Raw genomic sequence first — 15,153 nt, 5'->3', positions numbered from 1 at the left:
ACTCTAGTCCTTCAGCACGCTCCGAGGGCTTCCGACCGCCGTGATGCCGCTTCGGGCAGCTCGGATCGGCTGGAGCGACCGGTCGATTCGGGCAGTGCGTCGAGGACGGCCGCGACGGTGCGGGACCAGTCGAAGCGTTCGGCGCGCGCCGTGGCGTGGCCGGCGAGTTCGGTGCGCAGATCCGCATCGCGCAGCAGGGTTTCGATCGCCGTCGCCCAGTGGTGCGGGTTGTGGTCGGCGATGAGCAGCCCCGAATGGCCGTGTTCGACGATTTCGGGCAGTCCTCCCACCGCCGAGGCGATCGCCGGCAGTCCCGACGCCGCCGCTTCCGCGGCAACGAGTCCGAACGACTCGCTGCGAGAGGGCACGATGAGCACATCGGCGGCCCGGTAGTAGTCGACGAGGATGTGCGAGGGCACGGGCGGGCGGACTTCGACGCTGGGCTCGGAGGCGATCGCCGAGTTCAGCCCTCGCAGGTACGACGAGGACGCACCGCCGGCCCGCGGCGCCGCGGGCTGCGGCATCGCGGGCTGCGGCTTCGCGGGTTGCGCTGTTGAGATCGTCGTCGCGGGCTGCGACATCGCAGGGTGCACTGACGAGATCTGCGCCGTACGTCCGGTGTCGATCCCGGAGACCGCGCCGAGGAGGATTCCGCGGGTCCGCGCGGCCAGGTGCGGGTCCCGTTCGCGCAGGTCGGCCAGGGCGTCGACGGCGACATCGGTGCCCTTGATGAACTGCATCCGCCCGACGTAGAGGACGATGGCTTCGTCGTCGGAGAAGCCGAGTCGTTCGCGGGCCGCCGATTTCGCTCCGGGTACATAGAGGGCATGGTCGACGCCGGGACGGGCGACGACCACGGTGTCCGGCTCGGCGCGCAGTTCGGTGATGAGGTCACGGCGTTCAACGGGTGTCGCGGCGACGAGCAGGTCCGCCTCCGCGGCGATCCGCTCTTCGGCTTCCAGCCGCTGGGGCCGTTCGTGGCTGGTTTCGGAGTCGCGGTTCTTCACCGCGCCGATCGTGTGCATGCTCACCGCGATGGGGGCTCCACCTGCAGTCCCACCTGTGGCCCCACCTGCAATCTCGTCTGCGACCTCACCGGCGATCTCACGGGTGCGCAGGGCCGCCTCGGCGGAGATCCAATAGTGGGCCCACACGAACTCCGCGGCGCGAAAATCCGGATGGTCGATGAGCAGCTGCGCGAGTTCGTCAATGGCATCGGCGAGCTCGTCCTTCGTCGTCGCGCCGACGGAAAGATGGTGGATGGTGATGGATTCGGAGAGTTCCATCCGCTCTCCCACGGTGCCGGCTGCATCACCCGCGCCCGTGCCGTCGAGTCCGCCCGGGTCGGCGGTGAACACGTCGACACGGTGACCGGCGGCGGAGAGCGCGCGCACCGTCTGGTCGACGTAGACGTTCATTCCACCGGCGTCACCCTGGCCCGGTTGGGCCGCGGGAGAGGTGTGGAGGGAGAGGACACAGATGCGCACGGAGACAGTCTAGCCAACGACCTCGGTCTGGTGACTATCCGAAGAATTCGCCGAGGATGCGCCGCACCTCGTGACGCCCGCGCCACAGGATCGAACCGGCCGGCAGCACCTCGAGGCGGGAGTTCGGGATCGCACGATGGATCGCCTCGGCGATGGCGACCGGATGAGCGGAATCGTCTTCGTGGGTGAGGATCAGGATCTCGCCGGGGAAGGCCCGCAGGTTCTCGGCGGCCTCGGCTGTGTCGTCGACGGCCGTTTCGAGGGCGAGTCCGAGGCCGTCGGACATGTCGGTGCCGATGAGGTTCTCGGCCTTCGCCTTCGTCCACGCCCGGGCGGGAAGCATCTGGGCCACCTCGGCGGGTTCGCGGGAGAGCATGAGATCGACGATGCCGTCGATGTCCTCGTCGGCGACCAAGCCGCGCAATTGCTCCAGGTAGGAGCGGTTGGCGGTGGCCACCTCGGCGGGGAATCCGGTGAACGAGGCGGGGAGGACGAGAGCGACCTTCTCGAGGCCGCGCACGGTTGGGTGGGCGGTGCTCAGCAGGTGGAGCAGACCCCCGGCGGACATCGACACGCCCAGGGCGCGGCTCGCCGAGGTGGTCTCCACGGCTTCGGCGAGGACCCTGCCGATCTGCGGGTAGGTCCACCCGGGACCGGGTGAGGGACGGCCGCCGTGTCCGGGCAGGTGGAGGAAGTGGCGGGTGCCGCTGATACCGGTGCCGAAAGGACGGGTGTCGCGGATCGCGCCGGCGAATCCGTGGCCGAACAGGGTGCGCGGTTCGCCGGATCCGAACGTGGCGATGTAGCCGGATTCGGGACCCGGAAGGTTGAGGTCTGGGCTCATGCGATGCGGGGGCTCAGCGGTTGCGGTAACGCGGGTCGACGGCGCGGACCTTCGGACGCACATCGGTGAGGTACACGATGCCGGCCACGAGGGCGATGATGTTGAGGAAGATCATGCTCATGCCCATCGGCGGGAGTGCGATGAGGGCGAGCGCGAGTCCGACGCCGAGGAGGATGACCCAGAACTTCTTGCTCTGCTTGTCCACGGCGCGGTAGTTCTCATCCTTGAAGCGGAGGCAGTCGATGAACGCCCACAGTTGGACGACGAATGCGGCCACCGTCAGAGCGAGAAAGACGAGACGCTGAAAGCCCGCGATGTATTCCATCCCCACAGCCTAGCAATCGCACTCGTCGAGGTCAGGCCCCGGAGGCGAATCCTCGGCGAGTGCCCACCCGCGTCCCACCGGTCTCTCAGCGCGACTGCGCGTCGATGGGCAGCAGGGCCGCATCTGGGCCGCCTCGAGCTGACCGACGGGGCTGAGGCACAGGTGGACAGCGGGGCAGACAGCCTCAGAGGACGCCGGTCATGCGGATGACCGCGCACACGGCCATGCCGATGGCGACGGCGAGCAGCATCGGCACGCGCACGATTGCGGCGAACACACCGACCCCGACACCGATGAGCCGGGCCGGGTCGGCGATGTCCTTGCCGTCGAAGATCGCGGTGGTCGCGAAGACGGCGCCGATGAGCACGACCGTGGCCCGATCCATCCACTTGGTCACCCGTTCGGTCGAGTCGGCGGGGGGCGGCGTTCTCGACAGCGGCAGGGCCCGCGCCTCCGGCAGCGGTGGCGGAGTCTCCACCACCGGCGGCAGGTGCATCCGCACCAGTCGGATCCCTCTCCGCTCCCACCGAGGCGGTCACCGGAGTGCGGCGGCGACCCTTCGTGGCGATGGCCGCGCCGAGTTTCACCCCGGCAAACCGCATGAGGTAGGTTCCGATGCTCAGCGCCGCCAGAGCGATGAGGAAGTCTCCAGCGTTCATCGGCGGTCCTCCCCTGCAGTGCTGGACTGGTCGGTTCCGCGGCTGACGGTGCTGGGCCGATCGGTTCCGGGGCCGGCGGTGCTGGTGGTGGGTTGGGACGGATCCTGCCGAACAGCGGAACGCTCTGCCCCATTGCGGTCACCATCGCGCGCATGTTGTGTCTCACGACGGCGACGCAGCGTCGAACGCACGGCCCAACCGGCCGCGACGAGCACGAACACGGACAGCGAGGTCACCGCGCCCAGGCCGAGCGGCAGCACCGGGGTCAGACAGACCGCGACGAGGATGCCGACGAGAGTCAGTGACAGCGTCGCGCGGTTCTTCAGGTCTCCGCGGATGAGGCAGAAGAGGATGATCGGGAATGCGGCGTCGAGGCCGAGCAGATCGGCGTCGATGACGTTGCCGAGCCACTGCCCGACCATGGCACCGCTGGGCCACATGAGAGCGATCGAGGCGCCCATGAGAAGGAAGGCATGCCATTTCGCACGGTCGTTTCTCCCGGTGCGCGAGATCGCGGTCGACTCGTCATTGATCCAGTGGGAGGCGATGAGGGCGCGCCAATCCTGCGGGAAATAGGGTCCGACGGCGACGCCGAAGGCGAAGTTGCGGGTGTTGACGAGCAGCCCGGCGAGGACCGCGAGGATCGGCGCACCGCCAGCGGCGATGACGCCGACGAAGGTGAATTCCGCGGCACCGCCGAGGGCGAACATCGCCAGCAGAAGAGTCTGCCACCACGCGAACCCGGAGACCGCAGAGATCGCGCCGTACGACAACGCAACCGCGATGATCGTGACGGTGACGATGGCGACGGCCCGATAAATCGAACCCGGAAGCGTCCGCTCGACGCGGCGCGCTCCGAACCGATTCCGAGTCCGCGGAAGCGCCCGCTCAGCCGTACGAAATAATGAACCCATGTTCTATACAGTGCACTCCGTGCTGTTGTTCGTCAACCCGAACGAGCTTGCCGCTATAGTGAACGTATGAGTTCTCGACGCCACGACTCCACGCCCGATGATCTCTCGGCCGATGTGTCGACCCGTCCGTCGGCCGATGCTCCGGCGGATCTGCCGGATGCGTCGGCCGGTGCGCAGGCCGATCTGCCTGCCGACGGGCAGGCCGATGTGCAGGATGCGTCGGCCGGTCTGCCGGCCGGTCGGTCGGCAGATCCCGCACCCGGACTGTCGCCGAGTGAGCAGATCGCGGCCGCGCTCAAGCGCGAACGCGTTCGTGCCGGGCTGTCGCTTTCGGAGGTCGCACGGCGGGCGGGGATCGGCAAGTCGACGATGTCCGGGCTCGAAACCGGTACCGGCAATCCGAGCTTGGAGACCATGTGGGCGCTGGCTGCCGCACTCGACATCCCCTTGGCCCGCCTGCTCGACCCGCCCCCGCACGAAGTGGCCCTGCAGCACGTCGGCGAAATGCCCAGCCTGCCGTCGACGACGGCGAACTATGTGGCCACGCTGCTGTCACCGTCTCCGGCGCACTCCCGACGCGACATCTACTTCATCCAGGCCGAACCCGGCGAGCCGAGGGAGTCTCAACCGCACCCGCAGGGAACGATCGAGCACGTCATCCTCGGCAACGGGGCAGCGCGCATCGAGGTGCTCGGGCAGTCTTTCGAACTCGGCGTCGGCGACTATCTCACCCATCCCGGAGACCAGCCGCATCGCTTCACGGCACTCGCACCCGGCACGAACGCCGTCTTCGTCGTCGAAAGCACCTGAGGGATCGGACCGCAGGCCGAGCCCGGCTCGGATTTCCGGCGCCCCCTGACGACCCGTCGCCGAGGCACGTGCGCCTTCTACTCGACGATCGGGCCTTCGTCGGCCTCGGCGGCCGTATCGTCCAGCGGCGGCAGCCGCGACTGGGCCTCGTCTCGAGTCAGCCCGGCCGCTTGGAGCAGGTCGACGGCGACGGTGCGCAGGAGCAGGACGAGGGATTCGTCGTGGATGTCCCAATCGGAGTTCGCACGCGGATCCAGGGCGCCCGCCGCTTCGGACAGGGCCGCCTCGGCGAGGGAGCGATCGGTGCCGCGCCGCAGCGCGATCTCGAGCTTCTTGGCCCCTTCGGCCAAGGAACCGACGTAAACGGCGATGACGGGTTTGTCGACGCCGAGCTCGGTGATGCCGACAACGCGGCGGGCGATCACGCGCATGGTGCGCATCGCGCGGTCGGAGAAGGTATGGGCGCGGGCGAGTCGGGTCACCTCGGCGGCGTGCCGGCGCGCGCGGGCGTTGATCTTCGCGGCTTCGCGGGAGATCCGCAGCGATGACCCCCAGGAGTCGATGATGTTCTGGGTTTCGCGGGCACGTTCGAGGGCGCGGCCGGCCATGGAGGTGTCGGCGTCCTGGAGTGCGCGTTTCATCATCGTGAGGACGTCGTCGATCTCCTCGAGCATGTCCGCGGCCAGACGCCTGGGGACCTTCCTCGCGTCGCGCGGGATGAGGAAGGCGAGCAGGATCGCGCACACCGACCCCGTCAGAGCATCAAGGGTGCGAGGGAACGGCATGGACGTGGCGGTGGCCGGAACCACGACGACGTAGACGGATTGGACGGCGATCTGGGTGATGAAGATGCCGCCGGAGTTGAGGATCGTGCCGATGACCAGCCCGATGACCAGGGTCAGCGCGAGCTGCCAGATGCCGGAACCGTAGAGGTTGACGAGCATCTCTCCCACGAGCACACCGAAGGTGGCGCCGATGCCGATCTCCAAGGCGCGTCGCAGGCGGCGGTCAGCGACGGGGCCGATTCCGACAGCGGAGGCGACCGCGGCGAGGAACGGGTACGGGTGGCCGAGCACATAGACGCAGAAGGTGTAGGCGGCGGTCGCGGCGATGGGGATCTGGATCAGCTGACCGGAGTTCACCCACACGCGCTTGAGACCCAGACGCAGGCGATGGGAGACGACGTCGAACCCTCGCCGAGGCAGTCCGCCGACCCGAATCTCTGCCATCAGTCCCCTCTGCCATTCGCCGGTGCTGTACTCAGAGTACCGGAAATATGGCATGCTAAAGTCTGTCCGCCGAGGAGGCTATTGAATGACAACGAATCTCACCCGAAACGAAGCGCAGAATCGGACACAGCTGCTCGAAGTCGATACCTACACCGTTCACATCGATGTCAGCAACGCCGAGACCGATGACCAGACCTACCTCTCCCGCACCGTCGTCGATTTCACCGCTCGTTTCGTCGATTCGACATTCATCGACCTCATCGCCGATTCCGTCACCTCTGTGCAGATCAATGGTGAGATGCTCCCTCCCGCCGAGGTGTTCGACGGTGCTCGTGTCACGTTCCCCGTCCGCGCCGGCCGCAACAGCCTGACCATCGAGGCGCAGGCTCGCTATTCGACTTCGGGCGAGGGACTGCATCGCTTCACCGATCCTGCCGACGGCAAGGTCTACCTCTATACGCAGTACGAGCCCACCGATGCCCGGCGAGTGTTCGCGAACTTCGATCAGCCCGACCTCAAAGCCGAGTTCATCTTCTCCGTGACCGCGCCCGCCCATTTCCAGGTCCTGTCGAACCGCGGCGAGGCGAGCACGGAACCGGGGCCGGGACCGCGCACGGGACAGACCGGTGACTCCACCTCGGCGGGAGTCGTCACCCACCATTTCGAGCCGACTCTCCCGCAGTCGAGCTACATCACCTGCATCACCGCGGGCCCGTACGAGGGCGCGCGGGACGAATGGAAGGATCCGCGCACCGGGCAGACGGTGCAGCTGGGCGCGTGGACGCGGGCCAGCCTCGTCGATCATCTCGATGCCGACGACATCTTCTCGATCACGAAGTCCGGCCTGAACTTCTTCACCTCCGAATTCGACTACCCCTACCCGTGGGGCAAGTACGATCAGATCTTCGTCCCCGAGTACAACCTCGGGGCGATGGAGAATCCGGGACTGGTGACGTTCACCGACAGCCTGATCTTCCGCGACAAGGTCACCGACGCCCAATACGAATCGCGCGCGAACGTCATCCTCCACGAGATGGCGCACATGTGGTTCGGCGATCTCGTGACGATGAAATGGTGGGACGACCTCTGGCTCAAGGAGTCGTTCGCCGACTATATGGGCGGACTGGCACTCGCCGAGGCCACGCGCTTCACCGACGGCTGGGTGACCTTCGCCCTGCGGCGCAAGGCGTGGGCGTACACGCAGGACCTCTACCCGACAACGCACCCGATCGTCGCCGACATCCCCGATGTCGAGGCCGCGAAGCTCAACTTCGACGGCATCACCTATGCCAAGGGCGCGTCCGTGCTCAAGCAGCTCGTTGCGTTCGTCGGCCGGGAGGCGTTCTTCGCCGGATCCCGCTTGTACTTCAAGCGGTTCGAGTACGGCAACACCGAGCTCGCGGACTTCCTCGAATGCCTCGCCGAGGCGGCTCCCGACCGTGACATCGCCAACTGGGCGGGCGCGTGGCTGGGCACGTCCGGGGTGTCCGAGCTGTCCCTGCAGCTGACCACGTCCGATGCGTCGTCGGCCGGTGATTCCTCGGCAGGAGTGGGAACCCGGCCTGACGCGAACGGCGCGGGGGCTGATGCGTATGGCACGGGGTCCCGAATGCGAGTGTCCTCGAGCACGGGGGCCCGGCTGCGCGGCCCCGGCGATGCCGGTGCCGGCCAAGCCGGTGCGAGTTCGGTCGAGAACGATTCCGGGTCTGCCGGTGCCGGCGTTGACTCGGCGTCCGCGTCCACGGTCGAGCCGCCTCGGCGAAGGTCTGGGTCGGAGACGATCACGGGTGCGATCATCACTCAGGCCGATTCGGCCGAGGGTGCGGCGCTGCTGCGCCCGCATACGTTCGAGATCGCCACGCTCGGTCGGTCGGGGCGGGAGATCGTTCCGCTCGATACGTTCCGGTTCGAGTTCTCCACGGAATCCGCCGAGGTTGAGCCGCTCATCGGGCGCAGCGCCGGTGTGATCACTCTGCTCAACTACAACGATCTCGACTATGCGCGTGTGCGCCTGGATCCAGAGTCGACGGAGGCGGCGGTCACCTCGGCGTCACGGATCACCGATCCCCTGTCGCGGGCTCTCGTGTGGTCGGCTTTGGACAATGCGGTCCGCGATGGGCTCATGCCGGTGCAGAAGTACCTCAAGGCCTATGCTCGCAGCCTCGGCAAGGAGAGCCATGCGGGGATCATGGCCGGGCTCAGTCAGACGGCTCTGACCTGCATCGATCAGTGGGTGGCGGATCGGAATTTCGATGCCGCGATCACCGGCCTGCTGGGAGCGGCGCTCGATGCTCTGGCCGCGGCGAAGGCCGGTTCCGATGCTCAGCTGCATTTGGCGAACCTCGTGCTGGCGTTGACCTCGCGGACGGCGCGTTGCGCGAGCGACAGTTCGGCCGTGGCCATGGGACGCGGATTCGCCAGTCAGATCCTCGCCGTCCCCGTCGGCGAGGAGATCGACCGCATGTACCCGGAGGCTCCGGGCCAGGCTGATGGCGATGTTCGTGGCGTTGGTGATTCTGGTGACGTTGGTTTCGCCGGTGGTGCCGGTGGTGCTGGCGGTTCCGGTGGTGCCGGCAGTTCCGGCGGCGCCGTGCATTCGACGGCGACGCTGCCGTTCCGCGGTCTCGTCAACGATCATGCGCTGCGGTGGAATGCTCTCACGGCGCTCGTATGCCTCGGTTGGGCGGATCAGACGGACATCGCGCGGGAGAACCAGTCGGATCCGAGCTCTTCGGGCCGGCTCCATGCCGAGACGGCCAGTGCTGCGCTGCCTCTGCCGATCGTCAAGATCCGCGCTTGGGAGGCCATCCGCGAGGCGGGTGCGCTGAGCAATGACGTGCTTTCGGCCATCATCTCCGGGTTCGTCGCACCGAGCGCGCTGCCGCTCATCGAGGGCTATGTCGACGCGTATTTCGCGGGTCTGCTCGGCTTCTGGACGAACAATTCGATCGAGATCGCTCGGCGCCTGGTGCTCGGTCTCTACCCGAAGTGGTCGGTCGACGAGGAAGCCGTCGTAGAGAAGACCGATGCCTGGCTGGCGGCCAACCCGGGTGCCCCCGCGGCTCTGCGCCGCCTGGTCATCGAACGCCGCGACGACCTCGCCCGCGCGGTCTTCCTCAAGTCGACGCAGAGTTCCCGTCACTGATCCACGGGTCCGCTGCGGGCCGCGGATTACCGATATCGCTCGTGCAGCTTTCTCGCCGAGGCGGCCGTTCGCTCTCCACCGTCGATGACATCCGTGCGTTGGAAGTGCTCCCGTTCCGCGCGCGTTCGCTGCAGACCAGCTCCGCGCGCTTCCTGCGCAGCAGACCGGTGCACTCGACGTGGACGCAGATGGCCGGTGCCCCATCGCGGGGCACCGGCCATCTGTGAGTCTGTCAGCAGCACCGAACCGTCCGGCTGCTGGCTTCGGGGTCAGAGGATCCTGCGGGCTCCGGAGAATTCGTTGCCCGTATCCCACTTCTTCCAATCGGTGACGTAGACGTCCTTCGACGCGTTCGGCGAGTGGATCATCTTGCCGTCGCCGACGTACATGCCGACGTGGTGGACGGTTCCCGTAGGAGTCGAGAAGAAGAGCAGGTCTCCGGCCTTGAGGTTCGACGACGACACGGCCTTGCCGGCCTTCGCCTGGTCTCCCGAGTCGCGAGGCAGGTCGATGCCGTGGGCTTTGTAGATCGAGTAGGTGAATCCTGAGCAGTCGAATCCGTATGCGGAGACTCCGGCCCACAGGTAGCGGAGGCCGTCGAACTGCTTCGCGGTCTTCACGAGGTCTTTGCCGCTGGGCTTCTCAGGCTTCTCACCGACGTCGTAGACGTCAACATCGTCGATATCGATCCAGGCAGCCCCTCCCCCGGGGAGAGCGACACGAACATCGTCGACGTCTTGGGCGATGAGCGGCAGGTCGACGTTGAAGCTGACGTCGGCTCCGGCGTCCTTGGTGAACTCAATGCCTTCGAGTTCGCTCTTGGGCGTGGTCACAACGGCGCGGGGCTGCGCATCGCGGAGCTTTCCGAAGCGGTCGTTCTCGACCAGTTGCTTCGTCGGCAGCCAGCCGGGGTATCCCTTCTTGTTCTTCGGGGTCTTCTGGTCCTTGACGCTGACCTTGGCCCAGCTGCCCTTGATGTCGAGAACGGTGACTTCCGAACCGTAGGTTGCCTGCGTCTCGGTCTTGCCTGTCAGGCCACGCCGCACCTCGGTGGATTTGAGGTTCTTGTTCCACTTCTTGAGGTCGACCGGATGGCTGAGGGCAGGCTTGTCCACTTTGCGCGGTGCCTTCGGGTCGGTCCACAGTGTCGCCACAGTGACATCGACGTAGGCCGTTTCGCCTTTTTCGATCTTTCCGTCGGTGATCGGTTCGAGTTCCTGGCCGGGAACGACATCAGCCGAGATGCCTGATGATTTCGCGGCGTCGGCCGAGGACAGATTACTCGACAGTGCGGGAGCACCGGCGCCGAAAACCAGTCCGACCCCAAGTGCTGCCGAAACAGCAATTTTGGTACGCATCATTTCTCTTTCGGTCTGCGGGCTGCAGGCCCGCGTGGGGGAAGTCTCCGAAGTTGCGCGAGCGCCCTCGGCGTACTGCTTTCGCTGCCGGCACGGTCTCCCTCAAGAGGGTGATCGCACTGGCTTCGAGTCACAGCACGGTGGCAATTCTACTGACAGTCTGATGACGGCCAGCATTCATGACACTGTGACAGGATAACGCGATCGGCCTGCGGTTTGAAGCCCACTTGCTCGAATCGATGCGGAGCCGAGACTTCTGCCCCGCATCGAATCACCGGATACCACCGGATCGAGCTGCTGAGGAGGATCTGCTCCGGTCAATACAAGGCCACCAGTTTCAGGGGCCAGGCATCAGCCGTCGGGCGCAAGGCATTGGGGGCGAGCGAGGTGAGCCGACCGGCACAGAGCATCGGACGTGAGGGACGTGAGCCGACCGGCGAAAAACCTCAGGCTGCATCCGTTTCGTCCTGGAATCAGGTTTCGGCTGCTGTGCCGAGCAGTTCTGCGGCAAGGAGCTCGATCGTCTGGATTCGACCGGGATCTTCGCGCACGTCTTCGCCTTCCATTGCTCCAGCGATCGGCTGGATCATGATTTCGTCGACTTCGAAGCGCGCGGCGAGTTCCTCGAGCTGCGCGGCTGCAGATTTCGGGTCACCGATGATCCAGTTGGTCGACAGTTCTTCACCGACCATCCGCTCACGGTCGGTCATGACCGACCGGACGTCGTCGCCTGCCAAGTGCAGTTTCTCCATGGGCCCTCCGGTGCGCAGGCGCGACATCTGGAGCAGGAAAGGCTCCGAGCGCAACTGGGCTTCTTCCTCGGTGGGCGCGACGACGACGTTGGCGGTGACGAAGGTCTGCGGCTGGTCTCCGTAGCTGCCGGGGGTGAAGTTGTCGCGGTAGATCTTCATGCCGGTCGTTGCTCCGGAGGCGAAGTGGTTGGCGAAGACGTAGGGCATGCCGAGTTCGGCGGCCAGTCGAGCCGAGTACCCGGAGGAGCCGAGCAGCCACGGCAGCGGCTGGGTGCCGGGCACCGCGGCGGGGGTTGCTTTGAGCACATGTTCGCGTCCGCCGTGCAGCGGAACTCGCATCCCATCAGGCTGCATCAGGCTGAGGGTATCGATGACGTGCTGAGGGAACTGCTGCACCGGATCGATGGTGTTGCCCTCACGGTCGACCATTCGCCCTTCACCGAGGTGGCCGCGCATTGCCGCAGAAGTGACCGGGTCGGTGCCGGGCGCCCGGCCGATTCCCAGGTCGATACGATCGCCGTAGACCGCGGAAAGCAGAGCAAAGAGTTCAGCCACGGCCAGGGGCGCGTGGTTGGGAAGCATGACTCCGCCGGATCCGAGGCGGATGCGTTCGGTTCCCTGACCGAGATACATGAGCTCGGGCCCGGGCATCGTCGATGCGATGGATGGCATGTTGTGATGCTCGGCAACCCAGTAGCGGGTGAACCCGAGCCTGTCGGCAGTTTCGATGATCTGCTTCGACGCGGCAAATGAGTCTGCGGTGGTCTGCCCCGTGCGAACAGGGATGAGGTCAAGGATGGAAAGCTTCATATCGAAGCAACAGTGTCCGCTGCGGGTTCATTCCGCTCGTGGGCAGGAGCACACATCGGCTGCGCGGACGAGCACTCGAGTGGTCGAGCGGACGAGCGGACGAGCAGTCGCCGTTTCCGGCAACGCCCCTGGGGTGGATATCGGCCGACGCGATGACAGGCGTCCGGCCGACTCGCCGCCGGCGCTCACCCGAAGAGGGTCTCTCCGATCTCGCGCGCGATGAAGCGGGCGTGGAGGATCGGTTTTCTTTCGGGGTCGAATGAAGCCGGCGGCACCCACGCCGGTCGCCCATCCAAGAGCGTTGTGCAGAACCAATCGGATTTGTCGATCAGATGGTGGTGAGCCGAGCAGACCAAGGTGAGGTTGTTGACGTCGGTCTTGCCTTTGTCGGCCCACGGGACGATGTGGTGGGCTTCGCACCAGCCGGGAGGAGTGTCGCATCCGGGGAAGGTGCATCCTTGGTCACGACTGGCGAGGACAGCCAGCTGTTTCTCAGTTGCCAATCGTCGTTCGGTTGCCAGCGCCATCGACTTGGCCTTCTCTCCCATGAGGTGAAAGAAGACCGAGCCGTTGAGCCCTTCGAGTGCCGCAGAGGTGATCGGGAATGGCGCTTCGGCTCCGGTCACCGCTTTGCCGGTCTGCTTGGCAAGGTCCTCGGCCTTGGCCGTGACGACCAGGGCGTAAGCAGCGCCGGCCTTGATGCGGTTCATCTCGATTCCGCCGATGAGACTGGAGAAGCGTTCGTAGATGCGGCGCCGCACGCTCGGCTGCTGTTCGGCCATTGCGACTAGTGAGCCGTCTTCGCGCACTCCTGCTCCTTTGGGGGCTTCTCCGGTTTCGCTGACCTGCGGCGGCGAGAAGTCGAGCGAGGGGTCTCGGCAATCGGAGCGGTCTCCGCGCAGAACCTCGGTGAAGGTGTCCACGATGGACTGGTCGCTGTCGGGTGTGTCGGCGTCGCTTCCGGTCGCGACGCCGCCGTTGTCGGTCTCGGTGACGCTGTTGTCGGTCTCGGTGACGCCGTCGTTGTCGGTGTCGGTGGCGTCGTCGTTGGACGTCGCGTCGTCGCCTCCGGTGGCCTGCCCGTCGTTGTCGATGTCCGACTTGTCGTCGGTTTTGATCCGCGAAGTGAGCAGCCCGTTGAGGACTCCACCGGTCTCTGCGTCGAGGCGACCCTTGAGAGTCCAGGTTCCGTCCTTGAGCTGGCGCAGGTTGACGTTGAAGTCCTCCCGGTCGATTGTGTCTTTGGGTTCCTGCCCGTCGGGGTCGATCCAGCCGAGGATCTCCTCGAAGAGAGCGTGGATGTCGCGCACACGGACGGACGGCGCTTTCTCCACGAGCAGGCGTTCGGCCTTGAGCCGATCGTCTTCGGAGATCCTCGGCGACAGACTCTTCAGGCATTTGATGATCGTCGACGCTTGGTTGGAGGACAGGATGCCATCGCGCAGAGCCGCCGATAGCGTCGGGAACTCAGGCTCGATCGATTCTCCGCTCATGGCAGTGCGCTTACCGAGGTGTTCGGCAAGCTGGGTGCGGCGGTAGGCCTCCTGGGAGGACACGTTCAGGCGGTGCTGGACCAGCGCCCGTGTCGACTTGGCTCCGTAGTCGCGGGGAGTCCCGACCCGCTCGAATATCGACAGTGTGACGACCGACAGCGATTCGGTCAGGCGATTGAGCGTCTCAAGACCGTCGAGCATGATCACGGCGTCGTCAGGACCCATGGGACGGGTGAAATCATGGAGTTCGCCCAGCAGGCTCTGCAGCATTTCGGCGCTGTCGGTGACTTCAGGAGCAATGTGTTTGAGGTCCGACCAGCGATAGTCGTCGAGCAGAGGGTGCGGGTGCGCTGCCCCGCCGGAGTTCACGGTCCCTGTGTTCTCGGCTCCCGTGGCCTCAACCGCTGCGTTCTCCACCGCCAGGCTTTCTGCCACGGCCCTGTGTCGCTCGGCGCGCTCCGCTTCCGCCGCGAGATCGGCTTCCTGTTCTCGCAGCTTCTGTTCGTCGAACCGCGCGAAACGAGCGTCCAATTCCGCGCTTTCGCGCTCGAGTTCCTCCCGAAGCCGCTCCGCTTCGAGCTCCTCACGCGCCTCGCGCTCTTCTCGCGCTGCACGCTGCTCTGGGGTCTCCCCTTCTTCGCGTTTCTTCTTCATCCACGCAGCCTGGCGCGCTTCGATCTCCTCGATGCACGCTTTGACCTCCGCTTCGGTCTGGGGTCGGCTGCGCCTGCGTGTCCACAGACCTTCTCCTTCGCGGAAGTCGCTTCCCTGCAGCGTCGACTGGCTCGAGGCCGAGGCTGCGTCGTCGGGATCGGACTCATCCGGCTCTTCGGCGATGGCATCGAAGCGGTCGGCAAGCGGGTGTCCGGTCAGGTCGAGACCGGCCTGCTCAAGAAGCTCCCGATAGGTCTGGCCGGAGGTGCTCTTCTCTCCAGGGGGTGTGGGTGCTGGGGAATCGGAATTGTGCGCGTCAGAGGCAGCTGGTTGAGCTGCATCGTCGCTCTGATTTTCGTGCCTACGGTCGGGGATGAGAGCCATGTTCTCTGTATCCGTTCATCATCGTTGATGTCTTCGGCTACTTATATTCTAATCCCGAAATCGAACGGAGTCCATAGTTACGTACGATTTATTTGAGATTATTTTCTTGATGTTCGAGTATGTCCGATTTCAAACGCGTCAGCGATGTTCTTGTGCGAAGCAGTCGTGAGACCTGAGATTCGTGGATGTTGCTGTCATTTCACCCCAAACGCTGCTCCCCGTCGCCCGTTGCTGCTTATGACCGCCCATTGCCATGGTCAACCGTCGAGCGAGTGGCTTCAGCCTACGG

General features: G+C 65.6%; 12 protein-coding genes. 3 read left to right on the top strand and 9 right to left on the bottom strand.

All coding sequences use genetic code 11. The annotated features are described in order from the left end of the window. Nucleotides 1-11 precede the first annotated feature (11 nt). The 5 genes from ACSE4D_RS11350 to ACSE4D_RS11330 all read right to left on the bottom strand — a co-directional run bounded on the left by ACSE4D_RS11350 (nt 12) and on the right by ACSE4D_RS11330 (nt 4,229). Nucleotides 12-1,487 (bottom strand): glycosyltransferase, encoded by a 1,476-nt coding sequence (locus ACSE4D_RS11350; protein ID WP_436325969.1) that lies wholly within the window; start codon nt 1,485-1,487, stop codon nt 12-14. Between the two features lie 34 nt (nt 1,488-1,521). Next, entirely contained in the window at nt 1,522-2,331 is an 810-nt protein-coding gene (locus ACSE4D_RS11345) for an alpha/beta fold hydrolase (protein WP_135539227.1), read from the bottom strand. A 13-nt stretch (nt 2,332-2,344) separates the two neighbouring features. Next, nucleotides 2,345-2,656 carry a DUF2516 family protein gene (locus ACSE4D_RS11340; protein WP_092010787.1) on the bottom strand — a complete coding sequence of 104 codons (312 nt, stop codon included), beginning with the start codon at nt 2,654-2,656 and terminating at the stop codon, nt 2,345-2,347. 184 nt (nt 2,657-2,840) lie between these two features. Further along, on the bottom strand, nt 2,841-3,152 hold the full coding sequence (locus ACSE4D_RS11335; RefSeq protein ID WP_436325968.1) for an AzlD domain-containing protein: 312 nt from the start codon (nt 3,150-3,152) through the stop codon (nt 2,841-2,843). Nucleotides 3,153-3,311: 159 nt separating this feature from the next. Continuing rightward, on the bottom strand, nt 3,312-4,229 hold the full coding sequence (locus tag ACSE4D_RS11330; RefSeq protein ID WP_135539231.1) for an AzlC family ABC transporter permease: 918 nt from the start codon (nt 4,227-4,229) through the stop codon (nt 3,312-3,314). Nucleotides 4,230-4,295: 66 nt separating this feature from the next. Here ACSE4D_RS11330 and ACSE4D_RS11325 point away from each other — a divergent pair, with 66 nt between their 5' ends. After that, nucleotides 4,296-5,039 (top strand): helix-turn-helix domain-containing protein, encoded by a 744-nt coding sequence (locus tag ACSE4D_RS11325; protein ID WP_240689714.1) that lies wholly within the window; start codon nt 4,296-4,298, stop codon nt 5,037-5,039. Nucleotides 5,040-5,116: 77 nt separating this feature from the next. Here ACSE4D_RS11325 and ACSE4D_RS11320 read toward each other — a convergent pair whose 3' ends face one another. Further along, complete coding sequence (locus ACSE4D_RS11320) at nt 5,117-6,268, bottom strand: FUSC family protein (protein WP_135539233.1); 1,152 nt, start codon at nt 6,266-6,268, stop codon at nt 5,117-5,119. 85 nt (nt 6,269-6,353) lie between these two features. Here ACSE4D_RS11320 and pepN point away from each other — a divergent pair, with 85 nt between their 5' ends. Together pepN and ACSE4D_RS11310 are read left to right on the top strand one after the other, a co-directional pair. Next, entirely contained in the window at nt 6,354-9,413 is a 3,060-nt protein-coding gene (gene pepN, locus ACSE4D_RS11315; RefSeq protein ID WP_436325967.1) for an aminopeptidase N, read from the top strand. Between the two features lie 41 nt (nt 9,414-9,454). Further along, on the top strand, nt 9,455-9,640 hold the full coding sequence (locus ACSE4D_RS11310; protein ID WP_436325966.1) for a hypothetical protein: 186 nt from the start codon (nt 9,455-9,457) through the stop codon (nt 9,638-9,640). 42 nt (nt 9,641-9,682) lie between these two features. Here the strand turns inward: ACSE4D_RS11310 and ACSE4D_RS11305 are convergent, their stop codons facing one another. The 3 genes from ACSE4D_RS11305 to ACSE4D_RS11295 all read right to left on the bottom strand — a co-directional run bounded on the left by ACSE4D_RS11305 (nt 9,683) and on the right by ACSE4D_RS11295 (nt 14,864). Further along, nucleotides 9,683-10,774, bottom strand: coding sequence for an NlpC/P60 family protein (locus ACSE4D_RS11305; RefSeq protein WP_436325965.1), 1,092 nt, complete (start codon nt 10,772-10,774; stop codon nt 9,683-9,685). A 470-nt stretch (nt 10,775-11,244) separates the two neighbouring features. Then, entirely contained in the window at nt 11,245-12,333 is a 1,089-nt protein-coding gene (locus ACSE4D_RS11300; protein ID WP_436325964.1) for an MsnO8 family LLM class oxidoreductase, read from the bottom strand. A gap of 185 nt (nt 12,334-12,518) precedes the next feature. Continuing rightward, the gene (locus ACSE4D_RS11295) at nt 12,519-14,864 is read right to left on the bottom strand and encodes a DUF222 domain-containing protein (protein ID WP_425119880.1); all 2,346 of its coding nucleotides are present in this window, start codon (nt 14,862-14,864) and stop codon (nt 12,519-12,521) included. Between the last annotated feature and the right edge of the window lie 289 nt (nt 14,865-15,153).

This window comes from Brevibacterium sp. FAM 27836 (assembly GCF_051351055.1).
GTDB lineage: Bacteria > Actinomycetota > Actinomycetes > Actinomycetales > Brevibacteriaceae > Brevibacterium.
The sequence above is the reverse complement of the archived record's forward strand: the minus strand, read 5'-3'. Positions and strand labels throughout refer to the sequence as shown.

Bases quoted from the DNA above. Each gene is read 5' to 3' on its own strand.
- ACSE4D_RS11335 (WP_436325968.1), bottom strand. From the start codon at position 3,152: ATGCACCTGCCGCCGGTGGTGGAGACTCCGCCACCGCTGCCGGAGGCG.
- ACSE4D_RS11320 (WP_135539233.1), bottom strand. From the start codon at position 6,268: ATGGCAGAGATTCGGGTCGGCGGACTGCCTCGGCGAGGGTTCGACGTC.
- pepN (WP_436325967.1), top strand. From the start codon at position 6,354: ATGACAACGAATCTCACCCGAAACGAAGCGCAGAATCGGACACAGCTG.
- ACSE4D_RS11325 (WP_240689714.1), top strand. From the start codon at position 4,296: ATGAGTTCTCGACGCCACGACTCCACGCCCGATGATCTCTCGGCCGAT.
- ACSE4D_RS11300 (WP_436325964.1), bottom strand. From the start codon at position 12,333: ATGAAGCTTTCCATCCTTGACCTCATCCCTGTTCGCACGGGGCAGACC.
- ACSE4D_RS11330 (WP_135539231.1), bottom strand. From the start codon at position 4,229: ATGGGTTCATTATTTCGTACGGCTGAGCGGGCGCTTCCGCGGACTCGG.
- ACSE4D_RS11305 (WP_436325965.1), bottom strand. From the start codon at position 10,774: ATGATGCGTACCAAAATTGCTGTTTCGGCAGCACTTGGGGTCGGACTG.
- ACSE4D_RS11295 (WP_425119880.1), bottom strand. From the start codon at position 14,864: ATGGCTCTCATCCCCGACCGTAGGCACGAAAATCAGAGCGACGATGCA.
- ACSE4D_RS11340 (WP_092010787.1), bottom strand. From the start codon at position 2,656: ATGGAATACATCGCGGGCTTTCAGCGTCTCGTCTTTCTCGCTCTGACG.
- ACSE4D_RS11345 (WP_135539227.1), bottom strand. From the start codon at position 2,331: ATGAGCCCAGACCTCAACCTTCCGGGTCCCGAATCCGGCTACATCGCC.